The sequence below is a fragment of the Bartonella sp. F02 genome, assembly GCF_026929975.1.
In the GTDB taxonomy this organism is placed as follows: domain Bacteria; phylum Pseudomonadota; class Alphaproteobacteria; order Rhizobiales; family Rhizobiaceae; genus Bartonella.
This window is the reverse complement of sequence record NZ_JANHOK010000004.1, coordinates 93,395-116,466: the sequence shown is the minus strand read 5'-3', so window position 1 is coordinate 116,466 and position 23,072 is coordinate 93,395. Positions and strand designations below refer to the sequence as shown.

The window sequence follows — 23,072 nt, the reverse complement described above, 5'->3', positions numbered from 1 at the left end:
TCTCAAAAAAAGGATGGGTAAATAAAGTAAAGAACATTTTTGGTTGCATGATTTAAGTAAAGTAATTTTGCAGTGGACGCACTTCAAGTTTTTTTGTTTTTAAAGCTTGAATGGCGTGGGTTACAGCCTCAGCTCCAGTAATTGTTGTATAATAAGGAATTTTTTGCATAACTGCGGCATGGCGTAATGATTTGGAGTCTGAAATAGCACTAGCAGTATTTGTTGTATTAAAAATTAATTGAATTTTGCGATTACGAATAGCATCTTCAATATGTGGATGACCTTCAAGTACTTTATTGATTTTTTCGGCTTTAATACCGTGTTGAGCAAGAAATTTTTGAGTTCCATTTGTTGCTAAAATTGAAAACCCAAGCTCTGTTAAGCGTTTTACAGGTTTTAAAATCCGTTTTTTATCTTCATCTTTCACGGAAACAAACAAAGTACCTTCTTGAGGAAGATCGACACCAGCTCCAAGTTGTGCTTTTGCAAAAGCAAGAGCAAAGTCGTAATCAAACCCCATTACTTCACCAGTTGAACGCATCTCTGGACCAAGCAGAGTATCGACACCTGGAAAACGAGAAAAAGGAAAGACAGCTTCTTTAACAGCAATATGTGATTTGTTTGGTATAGGAGCTACTCCACCGTAGGCTTTCAATGCTTCGTGAAGACTTTCTCCTATCATAATGCGTGTAGCAATTTTGACGATGGGTTGACCAATTGCTTTTGCAACAAAGGGGACGGTACGTGATGCACGAGGATTTACTTCTAAAACATAGATTGTTTCATCTTTGATAGCATATTGTACATTCATTAAACCACGTACATGGAGTGCTTGTGCTAAAGCTTTTGTTTGCCGTTCCAGTTCAGCAACTATTTTCTGTGAAAGTGTACGCACCGGTAAAGAACAGGCGGAGTCTCCTGAATGGATTCCTGCTTCTTCAATATGTTCCATAATACCAACGATGAGCGTTTCTTCTCCATCACATAGACAATCAACATCTACTTCAATAGCTTCTGTCAGATAGGTATCAAATAATAGTGGATTTTTCCCGAGCAATGTATTGATTTGAGCTGTTTTATCATTTGGGTAATGCGCTTTGATATCTTCTGATACCAATTCGGGAACGATTTCGAGTAAGTAGTTTTGTAAACTCCGTTCATCGCGGATAATTTGCATTGCACGTCCTCCCAAAACGTAAGAAGGGCGTACAACGAGTGGAAAACCAAGTTCGTAAGCAACAATACGTGCCTGTTCAATAGAATGAGCAATACTATTTTTAGGTTGCGTTAAATTAAGTTTAAATAACAATTTTTGAAAGCGATCTCTATCTTCTGCGAGATCAATAGCTTCAGGTGAAGTTCCCAAAATGGGAATTTTGTTTTTTTCTAAGGCACTTGCCAATTTTAGTGGTGTTTGCCCACCCAATTGTACGATAACACCCAATAATTCACCTTTTTCTTGTTCTGTTTCTAAAATAGCAAGAACATCTTCTGTTGTTAAAGGTTCAAAATAAAGACGATCGGAGGTATCATAATCAGTAGAAACCGTTTCAGGGTTACAGTTGACCATGATGGCTTCAAAACCTGCATCTCGGAGAGAAAAAGCCGCATGACAGCAACAATAGTCAAATTCAATTCCTTGACCAATCCGGTTGGGTCCCCCTCCTAAAATCACAACTTTTTTACGCTCAGAAACTTGTGCTTCTGAGTGTTCTATTCCTGCAAAAGGTGTTTCATATGTTGAATACATATATGCTGTTGGGGAAGAAAATTCAGCAGCACAAGTATCGATGCGTTTGAAAACGTGTTTTACATTCAATGATTTGCGTAGGGCAGCAATTTCTTTTGGTGTTTTCTTGGTTAAGTTAGCTAAACGCTCATCTGAAAATCCCATAGCTTTTAACATACGAAAATTATTGGCATCTTGAGGCAAACCGTAGGTACGAATACGCTGTTCCATATTAACGATGGATGCTATTTGTTCTAAAAACCAAGGGTCAATTTTGCTAATTTGATGAATTTCTTTTAAAGATAAGTTCATTCGTATCGCTTGAGCGATGTAACGCAAACGATCAGGTGTTGGGATTGCAATAGCGGAACGTATAGAGTTTTTTTCATCACTTTCTGCATGTTCAGGAATTGCAATTTCATCTAGACCGGTAAGTCCTGTTTCCAGTCCACGAAGTGCTTTTTGCAAAGATTCTTGAAAAGTACGACCAATGGCCATAACTTCTCCTACAGATTTCATTGCTGTGGTTAAAACAGATGTCGAACCGGGAAATTTTTCGAAAGCAAAACGAGGAATTTTGGTAACAATATAATCAATTGAAGGTTCAAATGATGCTGGTGTTGTACCACCTGTAATATCATTTTTTAATTCATCAAGTGTATAGCCGACTGCTAATTTTGCTGCCACTTTAGCAATAGGAAAGCCTGTTGCTTTGGACGCAAGTGCAGAAGAACGAGAAACACGTGGGTTCATTTCAATAACAACGAGACGTCCATTATCAGGATTGACAGCAAACTGTACATTGGATCCTCCAGTTTCAACACCAATTTCGTGCAACACAGCAATTGAAGCGTTACGCATGATTTGATATTCTTTATCTGTCAAAGTCAAAGCAGGGGCAACGGTAATAGAATCACCTGTGTGGATTCCCATAGGATCAATATTTTCAATGGAACAAATGATGATACAGTTGTCGTTTTTATCACGTACAACTTCCATTTCATATTCTTTCCATCCCAAAACACTTTCTTCAATTAAAACTTCTGTTGTGGGTGAAGCTTCAAGACCGCGCTCAATAATTTCATAAAATTCAGTTCGATTATAAGCAATACCTCCACCGGTGCCACCAAGTGTGAATGAAGGACGAATAATTGCTGGGAGACCAATAGTATCAAGAGCTTGAACTGCTTTTGCTGCTGCATGTGCTATATAATGTTGTTTCCGGTCGGATTCTCCATGTTGCCAATCTTTCTCAAGTTCTTCTAATGCTCTGTCCAATGCATCACCGGAAAGTGTTGTTTTAAATTTATTGTATTTTTCTGCATAAAGTTGGCGGTGTTGCTCTTTAAGTTCGGTTGCATTGGCTAAGAGAGAACGCGGTGTTTCTAAACCGATTTTTGTCATAGCTTCACGAAATAAAGCTCGATCTTCGGCTTTATCAATAGCATCAGCATTTGCCCCAATCATTTCAACGTGATAACGGTCTAAAATTCCCATACGCTTTAATGATAAAGCGGTGTTGAGTGCTGTTTGTCCTCCCATCGTTGGTAAAAGAGCATCAGGGCGTTCACGAGCGATAATTTGTGCAACGACTTCTGGGGTAATAGGTTCAATATAAGTTGCATCAGCTAAATCTGGATCTGTCATAATGGTTGCAGGATTCGAATTGACAAGAATAATCCGGTAACCTTCTTCTTTTAAGGCTTTGCAAGCTTGTGTGCCTGAATAATCAAATTCACATGCCTGGCCGATAATAATAGGTCCTGCTCCAATGATAAGAATAGATTTTATATCTGTGCGTTTTGGCATGTTTTTCCCCTTAAACGAATATTCGTATGCAATTTTGTAGCAGGTAGAATATTAAGATTGGAAAGTTCAGTTTTCTTTTATAGGTTAATAAACAAATAAAGTAAGCTATAAAATGTTTTTTTCATAAAATTGCCGACTAATATTTTCTTTGATTATAATTAATTTTTGTTGTTTTTTTGATCATAAGCTTTTGTTATTTATATTATATTTAAAAATTTTAAGCTATTTGACAGTTATAAGATAGCAGCGTGTCGTGTGCATAATTATTCATACGATTTTGATATTAAAAACTATAATTGAGGTATAATTTTAGAAGGGTAAGATTTTTGAGATATATTAAAATTGATTCTTTGTGCATTTTGAATGTGCATTTTGAAAGAGTGCTCAATATCTCTCAAAGAAATAATGATAAGATTTAAAAATCTACATAAAATAATGATACATTACTTGAGAGTGTGTTTATGGAATTTTGAGACATACACTAAAATTAACTCCAGTGTAGTTGTCTGTCTTTTTCAAAGAGAAATTTGTAACATTTTTTTTATTTCGTTTATTAAAATTAATCATGGAACCCGCTCTTCTCTTTTTGAGCGGTTTATTGATAAAGAAATGACTTATAATTTCTCTGTAATTTTTTAGTTGAGAGGGGGAAAATTTGTAATGATTGCCGCAACAATAATCTTTGTTTTACAGGTTCGTTTATTTCATAATATATTTTTGTAGAAATATTTTATTGATCAAGAAAGAATAAAGTTCACCTGTTTTTATTAATTTGTATGTTGTTCATGAATGTGTGCATCTCATGAAACACAAAGTACACAGGTTTACACGTGACACTCGGAAAGATGAGACGATTGAGTTAAATTGTTTTTTTTGTACTCAATAATCAAATTACAAAAATATTGAAAAAGGTAGTGACTGTCTTGTGGCCCAGGAGAAGCTTCAGGATGATGTTGTACAGAAAAAATAGGTTTTTCAATGAATCGGATACCGCAATTTGATCCATCAAAAAGAGAAATATGTGTTTCTTCAACATACGGTGGCAAAGATGTGGCGTCGACGCTAAAACCGTGATTCATGGATACAATTTCAACTTTTCCCGTATTAAAATGTTTAACAGGATGGTTTGCACCATGATGTCCTTGATGCATTTTGGATGTTTTTGCTCCAACCGCAAGAGCGAGAAGTTGATGACCAAGACATATGCCAAAAAGCGGTATATTATAATTAATTAATTCTTTTATTGTTGGAACGGCGTATTCAGCTGTCGCAGCTGGATCTCCAGGGCCATTAGAAAGAAAAATGCCATCAGGATTCATTGCTAAAATTTCTTTTGCAGTTATATCTGCGGGTACAATTGTTATGCGAGCTCCTTGCGCAGCTAGAAGGCGAAGGATATTCCGCTTAATACCATAATCAATTGCGACAATATGAAAATTGTGTTTTTTATTTTGGCTATAACCTTTATTCCATATCCACGGTTTTTCGTCCCATGTCATTAATTGTTTTGATGTTACATTTTTTGCAAGATCAAGATCTGTAATACCAGGCCATTTTTGCGCACACTTTTTCAAAGTTTCAATATCAAAGTTTCCATTTTGGTCATGAGCAATGACAGCGTTGAGGAAACCTTTTTCGCGAATGAGAACCGTTAATGCCCGTGTATCAATGCCACAAAGTGCAATGATATTGCGTTTTTTAAGCCACTGATTAAGATTTTCATTTGCACGATAATTTGAAGCACAGGTAATATCGGCTTTGAAAATAGCACCAACCGCACCACAACAATCGAGAGGATTAAGATCTTCAATATCTTCACTATTCGTTCCTACATTGCCAATATGAGGAAATGTAAAGTTGACGATTTGTTTTGTGTACGATGGATCAGTAAGAATTTCTTCATAGCCTGTAATGGCAGTATTGAAACATACCTCAGCTTCAGCGATACCTGTAGCACCTGCGCCTTTTCCTTCAATAATTGTTCCATCAGCTAGGATTAAAAGAGCTGTAGGCTTACTGGTGCCCCAAGGATTGGGAGACGGGATAGTTTGTGTCATAGTGCGTGTTCACAATCCATGGTTCTAATAATGTAATAATGAATGAGATATGAAAACTGCAACCGTAATAGACGCATTCTCTTTACTCTAATAAATGCCGTATTTTATGTTATCTTAATACTTCACTTAAGCCACGGATTATAAGTTTATTCGATAAATAGGTAAAGAGTTGTTTTTAGATTTTCTGTGGCTTTATTTTTTATTATGCATTGAAAGGTGTTTAAGGATTGGTTTAGAATTACGCTCTTGTTTGAGTTACATTGGATATATTTATGTTACGTGATCGGATTGATATGGCTTTCAACATTGCTTTAAAGAAGCAAGATAAAGCGCGCCTTTCTGTACTTCGTTTAATTAATGCTGCGATTAAAGATCGTGATATTCTTCGTTGTAGTGAAGATAAACAGGAAATGAATGATCATCAGATACAATTTATTTTAGTTACAATGATTAAACAGCGTGAAGAATCAGCGCATATTTATGAAAAATCTGGTCGCTTTGATATGGCAAAAAAGGAGAAGATAGAAGCAGCGGCTATTCGTGAACTTCTTCCTCATCAATTTGATGAAGCGGAAATTGAGAAAGTTCTTTGTGAAGCTTTGGAACAGACAAAAGCCAAAGGGGTTTGTGATATTAGAAAAGTAATCTCTTGGTTAAAAGAGCGCTATGCAGGCCAAATGGATTTTTCTAAGGTTAGTAATAATCTTCGTGAAAAATTAAGATAAATTTTCAAAAATTCCAGAACATAGACGAAAATTTTGTTTTCTTTCTCAAATTGTTTGGTAAGGAAAGAGTATGAAGCGGTATTGATCGATAAGATGAATACACTATAAGATTGTTATAACAAGTGAGTTGAGGAAAATAGATCTGCTTTTGTACTCATAATGACTTAATATTTATATCTTCAAGATTGTTTAAATATGCCTTTTGATGGAAGTGGGAGTCATTACGGTTATTTAACATGCTTTTTAGTTTACCTGTGTATAAAGGAATACAATGAGTAGAATTTTTAACTATTCGTTGATTTTAACGTGGGTACAATAAAAACTACAAATTAGAAAGTTTTTATTCTTCTATTTTGTAGAAGATATAGGTATAAAACGTTAAGAATAGAAGTTGATTTCGGATAGCTTTAGAAAGGCACTCAAGACGCAGTTGAAGAGTTAATAAGTATTTATGGTCGAATTTTCCGACCTATCCATATTAATATGCAGGCTCCGATAAAACCTGAAATGAGGTAATCAAACCATCCTGCAAAATTGATACCTAAAAGACCAAAAAAGAAGCTAGCTAACGCAGCACCAAGAACCCCTAAAACAATGTTTAGTAATATTCCTGCTCGACTTTTCATAAAATACTGTGCAGCCCATCCTGCAAGGCCGCCAATAATAATAGCGATAATCCAGCCAATATTTGTATCTTCCATTCTATCCTCCTTATCCCTTAGTTTAAACTGTTGGTAAGCTTAGTTAGGGTAAATTTTATACAGTTCAAGGTTTTCTTATTTATTGTCTAAAGAGAGATGAATGATAGAAGTATTGTGTGTAGTTTATGTTGTATTGAGTTTCAAATAAAAGAAAACATAATTGAATTTAGTATTATTTTTCTTCACTAGAACAACTTAAATTCTAGACCAACAGACAAAATATGATCGATAATGATTTTAAATCTCAAAAAATTGTATTTAAGAATAAAGTCTTAACAATAATGAAAATATAAGATCTTAATCGTTTAAAATGCAATATTCTGAAGAATAACAGAATTAAAAAACATATCCAATAGAATATAAGCAGAGACGTTTGCTTCTTTTAATTCAATGATTAATCCATATTACTTGGATTCTCTAAAGAAATTATAGCTATAATAGCGAGTATTCAGTTATATTTTCTCATAATATTGTTTTATTTTTCGTGTTAAGAACAACATTGAAATTAAGGTTTAAATGTTTTTACTCAGAAGGAGTTCGTAATCTAGAACTTTTTAATAGACCTTGTGCCTCTAAAATAGGATAGACCATAGAGGTTAAAAGAGAATTTATTTGTTTGAGATCACGCACAGTATCAAGATGAAGACTGGATGTTTCTATATTTTGAACATTTCCTTCGCGCAAGCGTTTAAAATGCTTTAAACTCATTTCTTTTTCTAAGTCACGGAGTTTATCTTTTTTTTGTACTAACAAATGTGCTGTGTGCGTATCGCGTGAGACAAGAACGTTAAATGCAATATGCGCATTGGCTAAAACAATTGCATGAAAATGGAGCAAGTCGTTCCAACCATCATTGGTAAATTGTAATTTTTTCTGTTGTTTCTTTTTAACCAACGTGATCATATTATGGATGATGACGTCTCCTGTTTGATCGAGTTTTATACATGCATCTAAAAGCTCTTGAGTTTGAAAGGCTTCTTCATCTGATAATTTTTGTCCAGCGAGTTGTGCAAGATAGAGTTTAATCGCAATATGTTTTTTGTGCAAAATAACATTCAATTGATTGAGTTCATTTATAATATTGCGGTCAGGTTTTTCATAAAGCTCCATAATTTTTTCCAGCATGATATCAACAAGATTACAAATATGGATAACTTCACGCGTTACATTTGAGAGTGCTAAAGTGGGGCGATCCAAAACACTTTCGTCAAGGGCTGTTTGATCCGTTAAATCAAATATATTATTGGATGGCTGATTTTTTACATATATTTGGACGATTTTAGTGGTCAGTTTTAAAATCCACTGTGATAGCGGTATGCTTGCAAAAAGGATAAGAGTATTAAAAATGATATGAGCATTTATAACTTGCGTTGCAGCTTCTTTTCCAAGCCATGTGATTGGTGGTTTAAAGGAGAGGAATAAAATGAGAATAAGAATTGAACCAATGCCCCGTGTGAGTAAATTTCCTAAGGGGATAAGTCGTGCATTAGAAGGAGCATTTCGTGTTAAGAGTGGTGCTATAAAAGAAGAACCTAAATTAACACCAAGGACCATGACGACACATAATTGAGTATGAATAAGATCGTAGTTGGCAAAATTAATGAGAAGAACAATTCCGGCAATGGATGAATGTAAGAAATAGGTTAAAACTGCTGCCAACAAGAAAGCAGAAATAGAGTCTGTTGAAAGATAGTGAACGATATTGGGTAAAATAGCGCTCTCACGTAAAGGTTCTGTAGCAGCGCTTGTCATTTGTAAAGAGAGAATTAAGAGACCAACTCCAATAATAATCCGTCCTATTTGGCGCCAATCTTTTTTTTCAGTTGTCATAAAAATAAATGTGCCAATCAAAAGACATAGAGGTACGACAATTGTAAGGTCATAAGAGAGAATTTTAACAACAAATGCTGATCCTAACTCTCCTCCACGGACAACCATAAGTCCTGCTAAGGCAGAAATAAAATGAGATTCGACAAAAGAACTTACCAAAAGTGTTACAGCTGTAGAGCTTTGTAAGATTATTGCCAAAAAAAGTCCAAATCCTACTGCATAAAATGGATTGGATATGACATGATGTAATTGATATTTGAGTTTATCACCATAAGCACGCTCAACTCCTGTGCGTATCATGCGTGTAGCCCACAGAAGTAAAGAAATAGCTCCTGCAAGATGAAGGAGTATCAGTGAGCCATTCATAATACTTTTTCTTTCTTTGTTCGGAATTATGAGCTAATTTTAAGAATGGTTATTTTTGATTTATAGTTTCACTTTTTTCAAATGTATGAATAAAATTATAACTGCTTGGATTTTGAAAAATTTTTAAACCAAAATTAGGAATAATGGAATAAAGATGATCAAAAATATCAGATTGAATTTGTTCATAGTCTAACCAGACAGTTGTATTGGTAAAACAGTAGATTTCCAAAGGTAACCCTTCAGATGTAGGAGGTAATTGTCGTGCCATGAGAGGCATGTTTTGTGCGATGTATGGGTGTTGTTGTAAGTAGGCAAAAATATAAGCGCGGAAAGTTCCGATATTGCTCAAACGACGCATATTAGCTGGCATATCGTGATTTTTGTTTAATGTAGCATTCCATTCATTAATTTCTGATATTTTTTGTGCAAAATATTCTTCTAACAGATTAAATCTTTTTAGGTGTTCTTGTTCTTCTTCGGTGTGAAAGTGAATGCTTAATTGATCAATAAATAGAGACCGTTTAATGCGTCTTCCACCTGCTTCGGTCATTCCACGCCAATTTTTAAAAGGATCGGTTACCAATTTACGAATAGGAACTGTCGTAATTGTTTTATCAAAATTTTGAACTTTAACAGTATGCAGTGCAATTTCAATGACGTCCCCGTCTGCACCGAGATTGGGGATTTCAATCCAATCACCAACACGAACCATATCGGTGAATGAAATTTGAATGCCTGCAATGAAAGAAAGGAGCGTATCTTGAAAAACCAAAATAAGAACAGCGGTTATTGCACCAAATCCAGAAAAGAGAATAAGAGGTGAGCGATCGATTAATGTAGCTAACATTAAAACGGCAGAAATTGTGAAAAGCGCAATTTTAGCGATTTGAATGTAGCCTTTTATTGGTTTTAACCGTGCTGTTTCTTTTTGTTCGTAAAGAATATTGATGATATTAAAGAGAGCAGAAATGGTTAGGGTAACGATAAAAATAATAAAAGCGTTAGCGACATTGCGAATAACAGTGCTGAGTGCATCGGGCAATGTGGGGATAAAATTGACACCTATTGAGAGAATTAAGGCTGAAGTGATATTTGCCATATAACGAATAGCATTTTCAATATCAACATTTGTTGCTTTAGGGAGCAAATGAGAAAGCTGTTTTATACCATTAATGAGCAGTTTTCGTGCTAAAAAATTGATGAGAAGTGCAATAAAAATCAGGCCAAATAACCAAGAGATAGTTTCTAGCAAGGGGTATTGAATAAACAGTTTCGTCATTTTTTTGCTATTTCCTTCTGAAAAATTCATGATTGGTCTAGAATTTTCAATTGTTGCAAATAAAATATTTAGAATTATCCTTTAAAATCATTAAATATATAGAAAAGATTTTAGAATTTTGTGGGGAATCATGCATTTTTCGTCTGATTTTCTTGATGATCTTCGCACTAGATTACCAATTTCTCTAGTTATTGGACAAAGAGTGACATTTGATTCTCGAAAAAGCAAGTCTTCACGAGGAGATTTTTGGTGTTGCTGTCCATTTCATGGGGAAAAAACACCGAGTTTTCATTGTGATGATCGTAAAGGACGTTATTATTGTTTTGGTTGTGGAGTAAAGGGTGATATTTTCACTTTTCTTTGTGAACTTGATGGATTGCACTTTTCAGAAGCTGTAGAGCGTTTAGCTCATTTGGCAGGAATAGCTGTTCCTATTCTTGATCCACAAAGTTATAAACGTGAGAAGCAAAAATCTGATCTTTATAATATTATGCAGATTGCTACAGATTTTTTTCACAAAAATTTATTCAGTTCTGAAGGAAGACAAGCGCTTCGTTATCTTGATGAGCGTGGTGTAACGATAGAGTTGATAAAGCGTTTTCGGATAGGGTTTGCGTCAGCAAGACGAACGGCCTTGAAGGATGCTTTGAGTGCCCAAGGCATTTCGGTAAAACAAATGGAAGATTGTGGTCTTCTCATATCGGGTGAAGATATTGCAGTTCCCTATGATCGATTTAGAAATCGTATCCTGTTTCCTATTGAAGATCTTCGCGAACGTGTGGTGGCATTTGGAGGACGTGCACTTGATAAAGAGGCACTGGCAAAATATCTTAATAGCCCTGAAACAGTTCTTTTTCATAAAGGGAATATTCTTTATAATGCGGCTTCTGCTCGAAAAAACAGTCGTTCTGTTAAAAGTGAAGAGAGGCACTCTCTCATTGTTGTAGAAGGCTACATGGATGTTATTTCTTTAACTAAAGCTGGTTTCGAGCAAGTTGTTGCTCCTTTGGGGACAGCTTTAACAGAAACACAAATCCAACTGTTATGGCAGATAAAACCTGATCCGATTTTGTGTTTTGATGGTGATAACGCTGGTATAAATGCCGCTCTTCGTGTTGCTGATCGTGTTTTGCCTCTTTTAAGGGCAGGGGTTTCTGTGCGCGTTGTCTTATTGCCACAGGGTACAGATCCTGACGAAATTATTCACTCTAACGGCGCACAATTTTTTACTTCTTTGTTGCAAAAATCAATGTCGTTGGTTGAGCTTTTATGGCAGCGTGCTACTTATGGAAAGCATTTTGAAACGCCAGAAGAACGAGCAGCACTGGAACGAAAACTTAGACAGAAAATTTTTACAATTAAAGATGGCGATATACGTCGTTATTATTTGCAAGATATAAAAAAACGCCTCTTCGTTTTTTTTCGTTCGTCTAGTTTTAAACAAAAGACTATGCAAGGATATAGCGAAAATCGAAAAAACAGTCTTTTTGGAAAGACCTCTTTCCCTCTGTTAGAAAAGTCTAATATGCTGCGTACTCCAAAAATGCATTCTGCGTCTGTACGCGATATGTTAATTTTACTAATATTGGTTCATTATCCGGAGCTTTGGCATGAGGACTTTGAAACGCTTTCTGCACTAGAATTTAAAAATTCTCAATTAATAATTTTACATAGAACTATGTTAGAAATATTGGGAAATCAATCACTTTATGATAAAGAAACAATGGTCTTATTTTTAGAAGAAAGAGGACAAAAAACGATTTTAGAACAAATGGAGAAACGTCTTCATAATGTTGGGATACATAAGTTTTTTGTTGGCGCTTCCATTGAAGATGTTCGTATTGTATTAAAACAAGCTGTCTACTTGCATCTTAAGGAACACCACCTACATAAGAGGATAAAAGATATTCAAGAACAGTATATAGAAAATCCCAATGATGAGATTTTAAATTCACTGCGTGAGATGCAAAGCGAAATAAAGCATATGCAGGAAACGGAGACTTTAGCAGCTTTAATTGAAGGATTTGGATATTGGTTTGATGAGCGAACAGATAAAAAGTAAACCAAGTTATAATAAAATGATTCGCTTTTTTGAAGCGAATCAGTCACCTAGAGCATGATATAAGGAAATATTATCGAGGCGGTATTTTTTTTAAAAATGGCGATTGAATTTAAGAAAAGCGGGAAATTTGTTCTTACTAGATGGTACAAAAACTTTTTCAGAAAGGCTGAAAGGTGTCGGGGAAACTTCTGGAGTTTTCCCGTGTTTTTGTGTGAATAAGATTGTGTGTAAAAAATGTATTCTTTATTAACAAAGATTTTTTTGAGAAGAAATGTATATGAAGAATTGTTTATCTATTCAGTAAGAACGTAGAGAAGTTGATCACACAAAACAGGCAGAGTGATCAAGTGGAGTTAATGGTATGGCGACACAAGTTAAACAGAAAGACAATATGGAAGCAACGAGCCAAGTGAGTTTGGATAGCCCTCTTCTTGATTTTTCTGATGATGCCATCAAAAAAATGATTAAACTTGCCAAAAAGAATGGTTACGTGACAATGGATGAGTTGAATGCAGTTCTTCCTTCTGATGAAGTCACATCTGAGCAAATTGAAGATACATTAGCAATGTTTTCTGAGATGGGTATTAATGTTGTTAATGATGAAGATGAAATTGAATTAGAGAATGATGAAGTAGATACTGTAGTAGAAGGTGGAGATTTAGTAGAATCTACGAGTCGTGCGATTACAACAACTTCTAGACGAGATGCTACAGATCGAACAGATGATCCTGTCCGTATGTATTTACGTGAAATGGGTGCTGTTGAGCTTCTATCGCGTGAAGGTGAAATTGCTATTGCTAAGCGTATTGAGGCAGGGCGTGAAACGATGATTGCGGGGCTTTGTGAGAGCCCTTTAACGTTTCAAGCTTTGATTATTTGGCGTGAAGAGTTGAAAGAGCAGCGTATTCTTCTTCGCGAAATTATTGATCTTGAAATGACTTATGCTGGACCGGAAGCGAAACAAGCGCCTGTTATCGAGCCGAATGATATCGATAGGATCAAAGAGGGGCAGTCTTCTTTTGCTCGTTCACGTAATATAGATGATATTTCTCGAGATGTTAACCTCGAAGATGATGATGAAGATGATGATGAAGTTAATTTATCACTTGCTGCAATGGAAAATGAGTTGTGTCCTCAGGTGATGGAAACTTTGGATTTTATTGCTGAGACATACGCTAAATTACGGAAACTGCAAGATCAGCACGTTGAAAGCAGTTTAACTGATCATAAAGAGAAGGCTCTGTCTTCTTCACAAAAGAAAAAATGTACTCAATTGAAAAATGAATTGATTCAGGCCGTCAAATCTCTTTCCTTAAATCAAAATCGTATTGAGTCGTTAGTTGAGCAGCTTTATACTATCAATAAGCAGTTGATGCATAATGAAGGTAAGTTAAAGAGGATTGCTCATAATTATGGAATTGGTCATGAAAACTTCTTGAAAGAATATCAGGGCCGTGAGTTTGAGGTTGATTGGATTAAGTATATTTCAGCTTTGCCAGGAAATGGTTGGAAAGAATTTGCAACCCGAGAAGAAAAAGTTATTCAAAATTTGCGAAGTGAAATACAGGAGCTTGCAAAAACAACGGCTATTTCAATTGGAGAGTTTCGCCGGATTGTTACGCAAGTTCAAAAAGGTGAGCGTGAGGCAGCGATTGCTAAAAAAGAAATGGTAGAGGCTAATCTGCGTCTTGTAATTTCAATTGCTAAAAAATACACGAATCGCGGTCTGCAATTTCTTGATTTGATTCAAGAAGGCAATATTGGTTTGATGAAAGCTGTTGATAAATTTGAATATCGGCGTGGATATAAATTTTCGACGTATGCCACATGGTGGATACGTCAGGCGATTACACGTTCAATTGCTGATCAAGCACGAACTATTCGTATTCCTGTCCATATGATCGAAACAATTAATAAGATTGTTCGTACATCGCGTCAAATTTTACACGAAATAGGGCGTGAGCCTACGCCGGAGGAATTGTCTAGCAAACTTTCTATGCCGTTAGAAAAAGTAAGAAAAGTTCTTAAAATTGCGAAAGAGCCTATTTCACTTGAAACACCAGTTGGTGATGAGGATGATTCTCATTTAGGTGATTTTATTGAAGATAGAAATGCATTATTACCCATTGATGCTGCTATTCAGGCTAATCTGCGAGACACGACAACGCGTGTTCTTGCGTCACTAACGCCGCGTGAAGAGCGTGTTTTGAGAATGCGTTTTGGTATTGGAATGAATACTGATCATACATTAGAAGAAGTTGGTCAACAATTTTCAGTTACGCGAGAACGTATTCGTCAGATTGAAGCAAAAGCCCTTCGTAAATTGAAACATCCAAGTCGTTCACGTAAATTGCGCAGTTTTCTTGATTCTTGATAAGATATTCAATATCATCAAACGGATTTTATGGCGGAAAAGATACGATTTTTTTGTGAAAAATATTCATAAAAAGTGGATATGAGTGTATATGAAAAAGCATGCGTTTTATGCTTTTATGAATTGTTTCTATTGATATGCGTTTTTTGAGAGTGCTTCTCTTTTTGTAAGGTCGTTTCAAAATTAAAAAATGTGTTGTATTACGGTGTGAAATTCTATTTATTTTTCACTTTCTGAATAGTTTTTTTAATTGAGCAAAAGGATATAGTTCGTTTTATGAATAGGGAGCTTCCTTTTTGGAAAGTTAAAAAATTAGAAGAAATGTCCATTGCTGAATGGGAAAGTCTTTGTGATGGCTGCGGGTGTTGCTGTATGCATAAAGTGGAGGATGACGATAGTGGCGTGATTTATACGACAGGTGTTGCTTGTCGTCTTTTGGATAAAGAAACTTGCCAATGTAGAGATTATGTTAATCGTATGTCAATAGTTCCTGATTGTATATTACTTGACATTGAAACAATTAAAATGGCTCGTTGGCTGCCGGAACATTGTGCTTATCGGTTGATTTATGAAGGAAAAGACCTTCAATGGTGGCATCCATTGGTATCCAAAAGTTGCCAGACTGTGCATCAAGCTCAATTTTCTGCGTGTGAACAAATTCGAATTTATGATAACGAATTATCCTCTGATGAGGATTACCCTCAATATATCACCGGTGTCCTCTATGACCACCGATGATAAAATCGTTTTATAGGATATTTGTTATTTTACATTCATTTAATCAATTGCAAATGTTACAGTGACATTGACATTATAATTCAATTCACCTCCTAAAAAATTTGTTTCTGAGTAGCTCGCACTTGGTGTAGCTCTCATGAGACGCGGCATAGGACGATTGTTATTATCACTTTCATTGATTTGAAGGATTTTTCCTAATTTTAAATTTGCTGCTCGTGCTAAAGTTTCAGCTTTTTCAATAGCATTAGTGATAGCTTGCGCGCGCGCTTCTTTATATAATGGCTTTGTATCTGCATTGGTAAAAGTAATACCATTAACGGAATTAATCCCAAGTGCCATTGCTTGATCGAATACTTTTCCAGCATTGGAAAGATCACGGATACGTACTGTTAAAGAATTTGAAACCTCATAGAAATTTTCGCTGTTTTTTTTGCTATTGTAGGTCTCTGATTTGGATTGATAAATAGATAATCCTGATGTTTGTAAATCCTTTGCCTGAATTCCATTATTTTTAAAGGCATTGATAACATCATTCATAGATTTATTATTGTCTGCTAATGCTTTTTGAGCTGTTTTATCGCGCGTAACAATAGCGAGATGGATAATCGCTATATCTGGTTCCGCTTGGTTTTCACCTATGGCGGTAACTGTAATAGTTTCATTGATCGTATTTTTTTCAGCATATCCAGAGAATGAACTATTTAACAGTGTTAATGCAGTCAATATAGCTACTTTCATCCGAGAGTTTTTCAATATTTGAAAAGTTATTTCTTTCATATCCACTCCTTCATTGTGTTTTTTGTAGTTTCTGTAAATTAAATTAATATTTTGAGAAAAAATAGAAAGAAAAGAAAAAATATTTATTATAATTTAAACAGGGTCTTGTATTAGAAAGTGTTTTAGTTTAGAGAGGAGCGGTCTTAGGGCCTGTAGCTCAATTGGTTAGAGCCAGCGGCTCATAACCGCTTGGTTGGGGGTTCGAGTCCCTCCGGGCCCACCATTTTATAAAGTTTATTTTCGACTATAAACAAAGATTTCTCTTTAATCATTTTTTTCATTGGTTTTTGTTTGAGATTCGCATAGTCGATTATTCTGCTTAGGTATTTTCGCAGTCTTGCAGTGAAATCACGCTTGGAAGAGTTGATTGGAATTTTTTATTGAAACTAGTATTAAAGATCTGTTTCTGATAGGGTTTTTATTGTAAAAAGTGTTATTAGTTTTACACTGTGAGAAGAAAATATTGATTTTTAAATTGTTGTACGGTTTGAAACAAAAAATACTCTTTCAATGTTTTTCGCACATTAAAGTATTGTATAACAAATCTGCGTGAAGAGCACTAGACTCTAGTGCTCGTTAACAATTATAATAAATGGATTTTTTGATAATATTTGAAAAAAACACTAAGATTTCAAAAGTGATTGATGCATATTTATAGTTTTACATAATCCTTTTAAGTACAATAATTAAAGCATTCTCTATTTTTATGCTGATGTAACGCTATCTCTTAATATAGTTGGCGTGATTAAAGTTCAACTTTCTTAGAAATGACAAATATTTATGAATTAGTGAATTTTATAAAATAATTAATCGGTAGCGTAAAATTACTTTTTTGTTAACTGTTCATTAAAGGGGGGGGCTGATGCATTCCGCCACCACACCGACCAACGCGCTTTGATTCTACGAGATGCGTAGTGAGTGCATGTGTCCCGCCAATGATTCCTGTAATTAATAAACATCCGAAAACAAATGCAAAAATGGGCATTTTTACTCCTTTTATGATAGTGTTATTTTGGTGCAATTATATACCATAATTTGTATTTTTTATAATAAACAGTAAAGAATAATCTGAGACGAGAATTACAAGTCATAAAATAGAAGAGAAACTATAATAGAATATAATTTATCTTTTTAGAGCAAGAAAATTAAACGATAAAATGTTTCTCTATTAAAAAGATTAAGTACAAAAGTGTTAAATTGTAAAATAATGCATTTTAAATTATTTTCGTCAACATAAAGAAATGTGACTGTTGAGCGTATTTTTAATGAGTCCGTAAAGCTATTAGAGGCAATTTATAATTATTTAATAAAGTAAAACTCTATTGAATTTGAACAGTCTCATACAAGACAGCATTGTATTATAATTATGATATATAAATGATGCTGCGTCTTATTTCATAAGTAAATTTTACCATTTTCTTGTTGATATATTCTATAATTGTAAGATGCCGACTGATTTAATACTTTTTCTCATAAAGATGTAGAGAGTTTCTAAAATTATTACGAGGTATTTTGATTTCATAAACAAAAACAGTTTGCAGAACAGATGAAGCTCTTTAAATGTTTTTTGTATTTTCAAAAAATATGCATTCTTGTATTATTAAGTTAGAAAAACTCAGAACTTTATAATATCAACGGCAAAATCATTCAGTTTATAAACAGAAAAATTTCATCAAGATCATAAAATATTTCTGTAGAGTATTGACACAAAGTATATTCAAATAGTAACGTAATGAGTTCTTAGTGGTGTTATAAAGTGTTATTTATGATAAATATGAAAGTTAAATGTTTCACAAAATAGAAGGATTCAAAGCATAAACAATATATTACTTTCGTTAAAAGGGCATGAGTTGACTCTTTTTTCTGCAAAAAACGGTAAGAAGTTAATACTGTTTTAAACTTACGGTCTACTCCACTGATTATTGCAAAATTAGCGGACTTCATCAGTAAAAGCAGTTCTCTCCTTAGTTATTTTCTTTGCTTAATACTGTGTTGTACGGGGTTTGTCGGTTTGCATTTTGCTTGACAAACAGAATTTTGACAAGACAGTGGAGTAGTGCCGTCTTTGCAAAAACAGTGAAGTGGTACCGTTTTCGCAAAAATTATCTCTAGTTATATACTAGAGATAATGAAAATTTTTCTTTAGATGTATAAAGATTATCGAAAAAAATTTCTATTTTATGAAGCGACGCTATTTGCCACCTGTGTTGCGAAACCCATAAAACCGAACATACTAGCTAGTGAAAGCAATGCTATGAGAAATGGACACATATTTTTTCTCCTTTTTGGAATCTTATCATCTAATGTTAATCCGTTTATACTTACCGATGAACGAGATGAGGAAAAATGAAATTAACACAAAAAGATAGTTTAAGATTTAAGTCGTTTTTATGAACGACACAAAATGTTTATAAACACTGCCTGTAATGATGTCAATTAGTTCTTATTCGAGTTTCTTTCATATCAATTTCTTATGGTCTTTTTGGGGTTTGAGTTTGACTTGTTGAGTTTTTAGATGATCTTTTTACGACGGGATTTATAGGATCTCCTCTAAAATCTGTTTTTTTAGGAAGCTTTAAAGCGCTTGTTGTAGTATCAATTATTACGGGTGTAAAAAGTAATGATCCTAAAAGTATTCCTGCTATTACAAATATAGACATTTTCTGTTTATCCTATACTGTTTAAATTATTGTTTTGAGTTATATGTCTTTATAAGTTTAGATATTATATTAATGTTGAAACGCCATAAACAAAAGCTGACATAGCAAAATAACTAACTATAAGCGAGCTAACGAGAATAAACATATTTTTTTCTTTAAATTAATTATTAAAATTCGTTTTTTACTATTGATTCGCTTATTTTCTGTCAATTTTTATTTTTAATAAAATACGATATAATAATATCGGTATTCGCATTTATTATTTTACAAAGCTTTCAGAAATTAAATGAAGACACCTTTTAAGGTGGGAATATGCAATTTATTTATTAATTTTCTACTTAATTATAATCTTGTTAAATTAATAAGTTATTGTTTGCCCTATCAATTTATACAACATTATATTTTCTTTAAAGAATACAGAACAAAGCAAATAATTAAAACGCAGTAAGTGAACAACTCACAACAGTTATAAAAGACACACATAGCATTACAAGTGAGTACAGTATGTCTAACCAACTCCACATATTTTTCTTTTCATTCTATTACGTTTTTATTACTGACAATTTGATCTTTTATTACGGATAAATTGATATAGAATATAATACTTAAAATTCATAAATTTCACTATCTACAATTTTTTGATAGTATAATATACATCATAGGTTTAAACATTACAAATTACCTCTCTAAGATTTAGAAAACAATGAATATTATCTCTATTGAAAAGTAATGCCTCATCATATCAAAACAATATTATTTAATTGATTTAATATCATTATAGACTTGGTGATTTTTATACCAAAATATAAAGCTTGATATGATATAAGGGGAAGTTAAAAATAAAATGAAGAAAAATTAAAGATAGCTGCCATCATAACTTTTTAAACATAACAAAGTAACAAGAAACAGATCCACCTTTTGAAAAAGATTGAATTTTTATATTCAAAATCAATTTATTTCTAATACATTTTTTAAAAATATTTCCAAAATGTAAGAACTAAAACTTATTTATCCAGATGCTAGTTTAACTAATTTAGTGAGCGAAACAACTAACTTTCCAACAACTACTCCTGCCCAAACCGCTACTGTCACTATCCATGCAGCTCCTGTAAACAACATTCCTTTTTCCTTCTATAATATTTTATTTATTATGTTCTAATTCTACCTTGAAGAACTATTTTGGGGTTGTTATTATTTTTATGTTGAACGTTCCTTATTTTTTATTGCCTGTTCATAAGTCGTATCAGCAACCATATCAACAAGAAGAGTTGTCCCAGTTATAACCGCCATCAATATTATAATTGCTATAAAAGGCATTGGTACTTCCTTTCTATCAAACTATTTGAACCTACTTATAATGTGTAAGCAAGGATTGTACTAATTAACTTTTTAAAAACAGCAAACCCAGTTACAACCCCCATCACTAAGACAGAGAGACCTGATATTCCTAATTCAGCAAGCATTTTAAATTCTCCTTCACTTTAGGCACTATATTTCGCTCATATGAATTTATTTTCATATAAGCTAAATAGTAACAATAATATTTTCTTTTTAGATATATTGAGTAACCATAAAAACTATTTAGTGTCTCTTTTGAATGAACACGCTTAACATTTAAGATTAAGTTCATTATTTGTATAATAATAAACTCTCTTCGTATGTAATAACTGAATGGCCAAGTAAAAAAACTCTCAACCGATCAAGACACTCACTTTTTTTATTTTTTCTGTATAATATTTATACAAATTACAAGATTTTAAATTTTTAATTTATAAAAACTATTTATTTTCTAAAAGATATCGATTGTGTATAGACTTTGAATTTGCTTGATACATTATAACTATGATGTTATAAGAGCAATGATAAACGTTATACCTGCTACAATGACATAAAAAAATGGCTCAATAACCATCACACTACCTCCTTCATTATTTAAATAGTTTACTCTAGTTTACACTAAATATCACTATTCATAAAACACGAAAGCATTTTCTCTTTTTTTTATAGAAATATCTTAATTTCAATTTATGACAAAATATTTCTATCTATAACTGTAAAAGACAACAATCAGATATTTTGTTTACTCTTCTATCAATTACGATATGGCCTTAATATTGATTCGTTTGTTTAATGTCAATTCGTATTTTTAATATTTATACTAATTGTATTCTTTATTATTAAATTATTGTTTTTATGTATCTAATAATATTAAAATTATTAGAGAAAAATCGAAATATTAATTCATTCATGTTTCTGTATGAAATGTGTGAAAAAAGAAAATTTTGAAACCAAAGAAAAATATTGCTGACGATTCCTATTAGAGGAAAGTTTATTTTTGAGTTTCTGAAAGTTTCTTGAGGTTGAAATGAAGGCGTACAATTCTTTTGTCTTTTTTGAGACTATAGCTATGACTGTATAAAGAGAATAAGAATATTTTTTAAATGTAAGCTTGTTTCCATATTCGGTTTTAAAGAGTTTTAAGATACAAAACAAAAAACTAGAAATATTTCTAACCCAATAGGAATGTTATTTTTCTAGAGAATGACATAATTTCAATGTGAGGATTAGTACGGAAATCTATTCTTAAAATCGTTGAAAAAGTACGAATTGTAATAACTTTATGATAATATAAAACGCTATTTCAAATTATATGTATGAGATAAATGTTACTATTCTGTGGTTAGCCATCTAATGCTACAGAGGGAAGCAATTGAACAAATATATTTTTGAAAAAATATGTGGAGATTGAGTAAATTTCGCTAACATTAATATTGTAATTCTCTGATAGAGGTATTTCGCGTAATTTCTTTCAGCTGCTCAATATTTGCAAGAATATCTTGTTTGGTGGGATAACCTTTACTAGAAAAAGCAATTTTTTGTTCATCTTTTGAAATTAAACGCCAATACCACTGATTATGGACTCCTTGAAATACTTCAAAATACATATCTCCTACCTCACAAAATAGTCACAGACTTATAGAGTAAGCATTCAACCCATCTAATATGGATATAAGTATATTCGCATCATAAACCGTCAATATATTCCCTTTATTTTTTTTGACTGCAGATGATAAAATATTCTTAAAATAAATAGAAGAATTATGGTTATTTTTTAACAACTCCTTGCAGAGTTAATATCAGAACTAATAATTGTAATAATCGTTGTATTTGAATTCAAATAAATAGTAATATCTGAGTATTTATACTAAAAAATTAGAATCTATCAGAATCCAAAAGTGTGGCAAGCTGAATAATCGCTCCCCACACTGAAAAATTGAAATTATTTAATTTTCTTTATAACACAAAAACTTATTGATTAATAACACAAAAACTTATTGATTAGCAAAAGGTTTATTGTGTGATACACTTCGGATCAGTAAATCGATAAAAAGGCTAAGAGCATAAGAGTTAACCATTTTTGCTTTGATATCTACTAAAGATGTTGCTGCTTTTTGATTAAAACCATTAGGTATATCTTTTGTAGACAAATATTGCTGTAATTTCTTATAAGAACTTTCAATATTTTCAGGGAGAGTCTGATTACTATGGTTATCTTTAGAGAGAATATTTTCAAGTCTCTCAATTTTTTTAATAAAGTAATTCCAATCAAACTCACTTTTAGTGTATTCGGCATCAAACATTTTACCTTGTCCGGTTAAAAGCCAATTAATATTGACACCATATAACATACGATATGTTTGCAACACACTAAGATTAGGTTCTCTTTCCCCACGCTCATAAAAAGCGATAGAGTTTTTTGTCATGCTAAAATTTTTAGCCCACGCTTCACGTGACGGGTCTCCTAAAGCGAGACGTACACGACGTAAGCGTTTTCCAAATGCAGTTTTTGCTTTAGTTTCAGGACGCGCCACGAATTATCTCCCTCAGTAAATCATCATGGTATGAGTTTTGCCAATAAAGGCACACAATGTATCACTAAATATTAGTATTAATATCTCATTACG

At 33.2% G+C, this 23,072-nt stretch carries 14 protein-coding genes and 1 tRNA gene; 5 read left to right on the top strand and 10 right to left on the bottom strand.

The genetic code is table 11. The annotated features are described in order from the left end of the window. Positions 1–52 precede the first annotated feature (52 nt). Positions 53–3,538: a carbamoyl-phosphate synthase large subunit gene (carB, locus tag NPY00_RS04455; protein WP_269020867.1), complete on the bottom strand. Its 3,486-nt coding sequence runs from the start codon at positions 3,536–3,538 to the stop codon at positions 53–55. Positions 3,539–4,362: 824 nt separating this feature from the next. Then, a complete protein-coding gene (gene carA / locus NPY00_RS04450; protein WP_269020866.1) occupies positions 4,363–5,595 on the bottom strand; it encodes a glutamine-hydrolyzing carbamoyl-phosphate synthase small subunit in 1,233 nt (410 codons plus the stop codon). 272 nt (positions 5,596–5,867) lie between these two features. Here carA and NPY00_RS04445 point away from each other — a divergent pair, with 272 nt between their 5' ends. Further along, positions 5,868–6,320: a GatB/YqeY domain-containing protein gene (locus NPY00_RS04445; RefSeq protein ID WP_269020865.1), complete on the top strand. Its 453-nt coding sequence runs from the start codon at positions 5,868–5,870 to the stop codon at positions 6,318–6,320. A gap of 449 nt (positions 6,321–6,769) precedes the next feature. On the opposite strand, the gene NPY00_RS04440 is transcribed toward NPY00_RS04445, so the two are convergent. The 3 genes from NPY00_RS04440 to NPY00_RS04430 form a co-directional block, all read right to left on the bottom strand. Next, complete coding sequence (locus tag NPY00_RS04440; protein WP_269020864.1) at positions 6,770–7,021, bottom strand: GlsB/YeaQ/YmgE family stress response membrane protein; 252 nt, start codon at positions 7,019–7,021, stop codon at positions 6,770–6,772. Between the two features lie 522 nt (positions 7,022–7,543). Then, positions 7,544–9,217, bottom strand: a complete 1,674-nt coding sequence (locus NPY00_RS04435) for a Na/Pi cotransporter family protein (protein ID WP_269020863.1) — start codon at positions 9,215–9,217, stop codon at positions 7,544–7,546. A 49-nt stretch (positions 9,218–9,266) separates the two neighbouring features. Continuing rightward, positions 9,267–10,496, bottom strand: coding sequence for a mechanosensitive ion channel family protein (locus NPY00_RS04430; RefSeq protein WP_269020862.1), 1,230 nt, complete (start codon positions 10,494–10,496; stop codon positions 9,267–9,269). A gap of 130 nt (positions 10,497–10,626) precedes the next feature. On the opposite strand from NPY00_RS04430, the gene dnaG reads away from it, so the two are divergent. From dnaG to NPY00_RS04415, 3 genes are all read left to right on the top strand, one after another. Further along, positions 10,627–12,558: a DNA primase gene (gene dnaG / locus NPY00_RS04425; protein ID WP_269020861.1), complete on the top strand. Its 1,932-nt coding sequence runs from the start codon at positions 10,627–10,629 to the stop codon at positions 12,556–12,558. Positions 12,559–12,919: 361 nt separating this feature from the next. After that, entirely contained in the window at positions 12,920–14,932 is a 2,013-nt protein-coding gene (gene rpoD, locus NPY00_RS04420) for an RNA polymerase sigma factor RpoD (protein WP_269020860.1), read from the top strand. 276 nt (positions 14,933–15,208) lie between these two features. Then, positions 15,209–15,670 carry a YcgN family cysteine cluster protein gene (locus NPY00_RS04415; RefSeq protein WP_269020859.1) on the top strand — a complete coding sequence of 154 codons (462 nt, stop codon included), beginning with the start codon at positions 15,209–15,211 and terminating at the stop codon, positions 15,668–15,670. 39 nt (positions 15,671–15,709) lie between these two features. On the opposite strand, the gene NPY00_RS04410 is transcribed toward NPY00_RS04415, so the two are convergent. After that, positions 15,710–16,447: an SIMPL domain-containing protein gene (locus tag NPY00_RS04410; protein WP_269020858.1), complete on the bottom strand. Its 738-nt coding sequence runs from the start codon at positions 16,445–16,447 to the stop codon at positions 15,710–15,712. Between the two features lie 146 nt (positions 16,448–16,593). On the opposite strand from NPY00_RS04410, the gene NPY00_RS04405 reads away from it, so the two are divergent. Continuing rightward, positions 16,594–16,670, top strand: a tRNA-Ile gene (locus NPY00_RS04405). Between the two features lie 612 nt (positions 16,671–17,282). Here the strand turns inward: NPY00_RS04405 and NPY00_RS04400 are convergent. The 4 genes from NPY00_RS04400 to NPY00_RS04385 all read right to left on the bottom strand — a co-directional run bounded on the left by NPY00_RS04400 (position 17,283) and on the right by NPY00_RS04385 (position 22,979). Beyond that, entirely contained in the window at positions 17,283–17,432 is a 150-nt protein-coding gene (locus tag NPY00_RS04400; protein WP_269020857.1) for a hypothetical protein, read from the bottom strand. A 1,486-nt stretch (positions 17,433–18,918) separates the two neighbouring features. Next, complete coding sequence (locus NPY00_RS04395) at positions 18,919–19,107, bottom strand: hypothetical protein (RefSeq protein WP_269020856.1); 189 nt, start codon at positions 19,105–19,107, stop codon at positions 18,919–18,921. Between the two features lie 2,765 nt (positions 19,108–21,872). Beyond that, positions 21,873–22,052, bottom strand: coding sequence for a YegP family protein (locus tag NPY00_RS04390; protein WP_269020855.1), 180 nt, complete (start codon positions 22,050–22,052; stop codon positions 21,873–21,875). Between the two features lie 387 nt (positions 22,053–22,439). Then, positions 22,440–22,979, bottom strand: coding sequence for a helix-turn-helix domain-containing protein (locus NPY00_RS04385; protein WP_269020854.1), 540 nt, complete (start codon positions 22,977–22,979; stop codon positions 22,440–22,442). Between the last annotated feature and the right edge of the window lie 93 nt (positions 22,980–23,072).

What these genes read in the sequence shown, in the direction of transcription:
- carB (WP_269020867.1), bottom strand. Translation starts at nt 3,538, where the DNA reads ATGCCAAAACGCACAGATATAAAATCTATTCTTATCATTGGAGCAGGA.
- carA (WP_269020866.1), bottom strand. Translation starts at nt 5,595, where the DNA reads ATGACACAAACTATCCCGTCTCCCAATCCTTGGGGCACCAGTAAGCCT.
- NPY00_RS04445 (WP_269020865.1), top strand. Translation starts at nt 5,868, where the DNA reads ATGTTACGTGATCGGATTGATATGGCTTTCAACATTGCTTTAAAGAAG.
- NPY00_RS04440 (WP_269020864.1), bottom strand. Translation starts at nt 7,021, where the DNA reads ATGGAAGATACAAATATTGGCTGGATTATCGCTATTATTATTGGCGGC.
- NPY00_RS04435 (WP_269020863.1), bottom strand. Translation starts at nt 9,217, where the DNA reads ATGAATGGCTCACTGATACTCCTTCATCTTGCAGGAGCTATTTCTTTA.
- NPY00_RS04430 (WP_269020862.1), bottom strand. Translation starts at nt 10,496, where the DNA reads ATGACGAAACTGTTTATTCAATACCCCTTGCTAGAAACTATCTCTTGG.
- dnaG (WP_269020861.1), top strand. Translation starts at nt 10,627, where the DNA reads ATGCATTTTTCGTCTGATTTTCTTGATGATCTTCGCACTAGATTACCA.
- rpoD (WP_269020860.1), top strand. Translation starts at nt 12,920, where the DNA reads ATGGCGACACAAGTTAAACAGAAAGACAATATGGAAGCAACGAGCCAA.
- NPY00_RS04415 (WP_269020859.1), top strand. Translation starts at nt 15,209, where the DNA reads ATGAATAGGGAGCTTCCTTTTTGGAAAGTTAAAAAATTAGAAGAAATG.
- NPY00_RS04410 (WP_269020858.1), bottom strand. Translation starts at nt 16,447, where the DNA reads ATGAAAGAAATAACTTTTCAAATATTGAAAAACTCTCGGATGAAAGTA.
- NPY00_RS04400 (WP_269020857.1), bottom strand. Translation starts at nt 17,432, where the DNA reads ATGCCCATTTTTGCATTTGTTTTCGGATGTTTATTAATTACAGGAATC.
- NPY00_RS04395 (WP_269020856.1), bottom strand. Translation starts at nt 19,107, where the DNA reads ATGTCTATATTTGTAATAGCAGGAATACTTTTAGGATCATTACTTTTT.
- NPY00_RS04390 (WP_269020855.1), bottom strand. Translation starts at nt 22,052, where the DNA reads ATGTATTTTGAAGTATTTCAAGGAGTCCATAATCAGTGGTATTGGCGT.